We start from the raw sequence: 4239 nt of genomic DNA on the forward strand, positions 1-4239 counted from the left end.
TTCCCAGGGATCAACCTTTTTCTGAACCATGTCCAGCATGTTTTTGGCGAATCCATTATTAATGACCCGGCAGCGCACCCCAGTGAGGTTGTCAGTTACGATGGTATCCTCTTCTGTTTTATCGACCAGATATTGCTTCACATGGAGAGGGACCGGCGCTTCCTGAGTGACGATGAAGCGGCTGCCCATGGATATGCCCTCGGCACCAAGAGCTAAAGCCGCGACCATTCCCCGGGCATTCCCAATCCCACCTGCGGCTATGATAGGGATTTTGACCTTGCTGGCCACAATCGGTATGAGGACCAAAGTGGATACAAATCCCGTATGGCCGCCGCCTTCCGTCCCCTGGACGATCACTGCGTCTGCTCCGTCCTTTTCGGCCCGCAGCGCATGTTTTAATGACCCCATGGTCGGCATATTGATAATCCCGTGAGGTTTGGTCCGCTCGATAATCTTTTTGGGATTTCCTTTGCCGTAACTCGCCACGGGTACTTTTTCTTCGATGATGACATCCAATAATTCCTCAATGCGGGGATTGTCGGGCATGAAGTTCACCCCGAAAGGTTTATCCGTTGCTCCTTTAATCTTTCTGATATTTTGCCGGAGCTCCTCGGGAGACATAAAGGCAGCCCCCAAGATTCCCAGGCCTCCGGCGTTAGATACGGCGGCAACCAGAGGAGGGAAAGATACCCAAGACATGGCCCCCTGAATGATGGGTTGTTTTATCCCGAGCAGGTCGGTTATTCTTGTTTTCATAAAGCCCCCTTTTTTAGAATTCCACTTTAACCATGCAGGTCAATAGTTACAAAAAGGCCGTGAGAAGCAGTCTCACGGCCCCCAAAAAAATCAGGCCGTGGGGTTCTGCCCACGGCCTGAATCGTTCTCAATTATATACTGGGGTTCAACTGGAACGTTCAGGCAGTGGGCAGCCTTTAAGGACGAGGCCCAACAACAAGCTAAGCAATCGGTATGCGCTCACGGCCTGACCCATAAAACGGTTTCTCCCCCGTGGAAAATACAACTATCTTTAACCTGAGAATTTCCTCTTGTCAAGAAAAAATTTTGCCACCTGGCAAATTTGTATTTGACCCAATGGTATATATCAATTCCAGGGAGAACATACTCCCAAGAGGGATTGAAGTGAAGTGCAATTTGGCCAGCCATTTACCCTCCATCGAGTAAAGCGTATAAATCTATTTTATCTCCTGGCGCCAAAACCAGGTTTTTCTTGGCGACTTCACCATTTACCGCCATAATTCCTAATTGATTGATATTTTTGGAAAGAATCCTTTGGGCTAATCCTTCCAAGGTTATACCTCTTGGCATTTCAATTTTAAAAGGTCTCCCCAGTTCATACCCTTTTACGGACTCCTGAGGGGGGATGAAAGATCGCACCATTACGGTAATGATATCCTTATTCTCCATCATATCTTTTTAGGGGAAAAATTCAGATACGCGAGAGCCCAGGCGATATCCAACTCCACCAATCTGGCCCTGGTAGGAATCCCCTGTTCATCCCAACCCAGCATCTGGAAATAAAGTTTTTGCGCCTCAGATAATTTGTCAGGATCTACCGTGACTCCCTTCAAATTTCCTCCTCTCTGTGAGGCACTGAAGCGCGGAGGCAGAAGATCATCGGCAAGGGTGAATCCTTCACGAACATTAAAGATTTTAGCCAGGGTGATTCCCCGTTCGACCGTTTTCATGAGCCTCCAGTAGCTCATGGGCCAGCCGGTTACTGCCTCTACGGCATCCAAGATTTGTTTTGAACTATAAGGGACCAATACGCATAGGCCAAGATAATTTGGCAAATGCCTCCAGAGGCCGAACTGATACACCAAACGGGCTTTCCGAGGACTTAGTTCTGTACTGGGTATAGATTCATTCACATCGATCGCCGACCATTCCTCAAATTGCGGTCCTTTTTCCAATAAAGTATCATGGACACCCGAAACGTGATCTGCTCCTGCGGGATGGACGCTGTAATGGAGACCCATTCCCTGTTTCAGACGGGGATCATGCATGGGAACTTCCAGCCCCTTAACATGGATAGCAAATTCCTCGGATCCGCGCCCGATCTGCTTTGCTGCCAGCCGGGAGCCCTCGGCAAGCAAAGCGCCCAACCCTTGCTTTTGAACGATTTGTTCCAGCATTTTCAGCATGGCCTCCCCATTTCCAAAGCGCAATTCAATCCCGCCCGTATCCTTGGCAGTGAGGAGCCCTTTTTCAAAACATTCCATGGCAAAGGAAACAGTGACGCCTGCCGATATGGTGTCGATCCCGTTCCGATTGCAGATCTCGTGGGCTTTGCAGATGGCTATAGGATCCGAGATTCCGCAATTCGAGCCAAAAGCGGCCAGCGTTTCATATTCCGGACCCCCGTAGATCGGATCTACAAAATATGGGCTGTCGACTTTAACTCTTTTTTTACAACGGATGGGACAAGCATAGCATCCGTACATTTCCACCCTGAATTGATCACAGACTGCCTGCGCCGTTATTTTTTTTACCTCCTCAAATCCGCCGTCTTGAAAATTGAGGGTGGGCAAATTTCCTGCCAGGCTGTAACCTTCCATCATGTGACCCGTCCCGTACTTCCAAACCGCAGCTTTTTCCTTAAAATTTTGTGACATCCAGCGACCGAGATCGGCGATGACTTTCTGGTCGGCCATCTGGGGAGTATTGCGCCCGCGGACGGCGATGGCTTTTAATTTCTTAGAGCCCATCACAGCCCCCAGACCCGTTCGCCCGGCCGCATGAGTGATATCGTTTAGAATGCAAGCAAAGCGAATTAATTTTTCTCCCGCAGGGCCGATGATGGCTGTGCGGATCTGCTGGTCTCCAAGCTCTTTTTGAATGGCCAAGTGAGCCGGGGCCACCTCCATGCCCCACAAGTGGCCGGCATCGCGTAGCTCAACTTGGCCGTCCTGGATCCATAAAAAAATAGGGGCGTTGGAAATTCCGGAAATGATAATGGCATCAAATCCGGCTCTTTTCAGTTCAGCACCCCAGAAACCTCCGGCCTCTGCCTCTCCGAAAGCGAAGGTTAAGGGGGATTTAGCCCCAACACTATTCCGGCCCGAACCGGGAAAGGGCATCCCCGTCAATGGCCCCAAGGCAAAAACCAATTGGTTATCCGGCCCGAGGGGGTCCACTTTTGCGGGCATCTCCTGCAATAAAGTCGGTGCAATAAAACCCCTTCCACCAAGGTACCGCTGGTAGTAACCGGCGGGAGGCTCCTCAACTGATATCTTGCGTTCATTCAAGTTTACCCGAAGGATGCGCCCGTTGTAACCGAGTAAAGTTTTGTTTTCCATGCCTACAAGATCTCCCTATCTAAAGATGTATTAAATTTTTTAAAAAACCCTTAGAAGCTGCATATCGCTTGACCAGCTTTGAGCCTGTCCCCCTTTTCCACATAGTCAACTTTGTGAGCGTTGAATAGGTCGTGTCGCTGACCATGTCTCAGGAGAACGCATCCGATAGAAGTGATTTGTTTGATAAGGTCCTTTCTCTTCATACTGCGAGGGTGAGCTCTTTATCTTTATGCTCTTCCGGAACTTCTTCCATTGTCATAAGCATGTAAGCTTCTTTCATATTTTCTTCAAGTTCTTTCAGAGTCTTGCCTTGGGTCATTATGTCAGGATATTCAAGAAGCTTTCCCACCCAAAATTTTTTACCTTTCCAATAAACCATTTTTAATGTCCCTTTCGGGGATGGTTGAAATCCCTCGCCTTTAGGCGAAGAAAAGTATAATCTGTCGCTATGCGACGTTACCAACTGGGCGCACATACCAAAACAGACCTCAAGGTACACCTGATCTGGCTTCCCAAATATCGGAAGCGGGTGTTGACTGGTCCCGTAGCGATACGGACCCGTGATGTTCTGCGGCAGATTGCTCTGGAACATGAGATTGACATCATAACGGGTAAGGTATCGATCGATCATGTCCATATGTTTGTTGCCTATCGACCTATGCAAGATATCAGCAAGATCGTGCAGTGGCTCAAAGGTATAAGTTCCCGGATACTTCTTTCGGAGTTTCCACACCTGAAGAAACAATTTTGGGGTAGACATCTCTGGGCACGTGGATACCTCGCCGTTAGCTCGGGCAATATTACAGATGAGCTTATACAACAGTATATTCAAGAGCAAGAAGGCGAACCGGTTACGGATGATAGTCGATTTGAAATCGACCCTTCATAAAACCCCTCGACTTATAGTCGAGGGTTGTTTAGT

Annotated in this window: 5 protein-coding genes; 1 reads left to right on the forward strand and 4 read right to left on the reverse strand. The window is 48.7% G+C overall.

All coding sequences use genetic code 11. The features are described from left to right. The 4 genes from Q7V48_13720 to Q7V48_13735 all read right to left on the reverse strand — a co-directional run. A partial coding sequence (locus Q7V48_13720) for a nitronate monooxygenase (GenBank protein MDO9211785.1) occupies positions 1-756 on the reverse strand: 756 nt, incomplete at its 3' end. 408 nt (positions 757-1164) lie between these two features. Continuing rightward, complete coding sequence (locus Q7V48_13725; protein MDO9211786.1) at positions 1165-1308, reverse strand: hypothetical protein; 144 nt, start codon at positions 1306-1308, stop codon at positions 1165-1167. 116 nt (positions 1309-1424) lie between these two features. Further along, the gene (locus Q7V48_13730) at positions 1425-3317 is read right to left on the reverse strand and encodes an aldehyde ferredoxin oxidoreductase family protein (protein ID MDO9211787.1); all 1893 of its coding nucleotides are present in this window, start codon (positions 3315-3317) and stop codon (positions 1425-1427) included. Between the two features lie 199 nt (positions 3318-3516). After that, entirely contained in the window at positions 3517-3696 is a 180-nt protein-coding gene (locus tag Q7V48_13735) for a type II toxin-antitoxin system HicB family antitoxin (GenBank protein MDO9211788.1), read from the reverse strand. 69 nt (positions 3697-3765) lie between these two features. Between Q7V48_13735 and tnpA the strand changes: the two genes are divergently transcribed. Further along, positions 3766-4206: an IS200/IS605 family transposase gene (gene tnpA, locus Q7V48_13740; protein ID MDO9211789.1), complete on the forward strand. Its 441-nt coding sequence runs from the start codon at positions 3766-3768 to the stop codon at positions 4204-4206. The last annotated feature ends 33 nt before the right edge of the window (positions 4207-4239 follow it).

The sequence above is a fragment of the Deltaproteobacteria bacterium genome (genome assembly GCA_030654105.1).
Lineage (GTDB): Bacteria > Desulfobacterota > SM23-61 > SM23-61 > SM23-61 > JAHJQK01.

What these genes read in the sequence shown, in the direction of transcription:
- Q7V48_13735 (MDO9211788.1), bottom strand. Translation starts at nt 3,696, where the DNA reads ATGGTTTATTGGAAAGGTAAAAAATTTTGGGTGGGAAAGCTTCTTGAA.
- tnpA (MDO9211789.1), top strand. Translation starts at nt 3,766, where the DNA reads ATGCGACGTTACCAACTGGGCGCACATACCAAAACAGACCTCAAGGTA.
- Q7V48_13730 (MDO9211787.1), bottom strand. Translation starts at nt 3,317, where the DNA reads ATGGAAAACAAAACTTTACTCGGTTACAACGGGCGCATCCTTCGGGTA.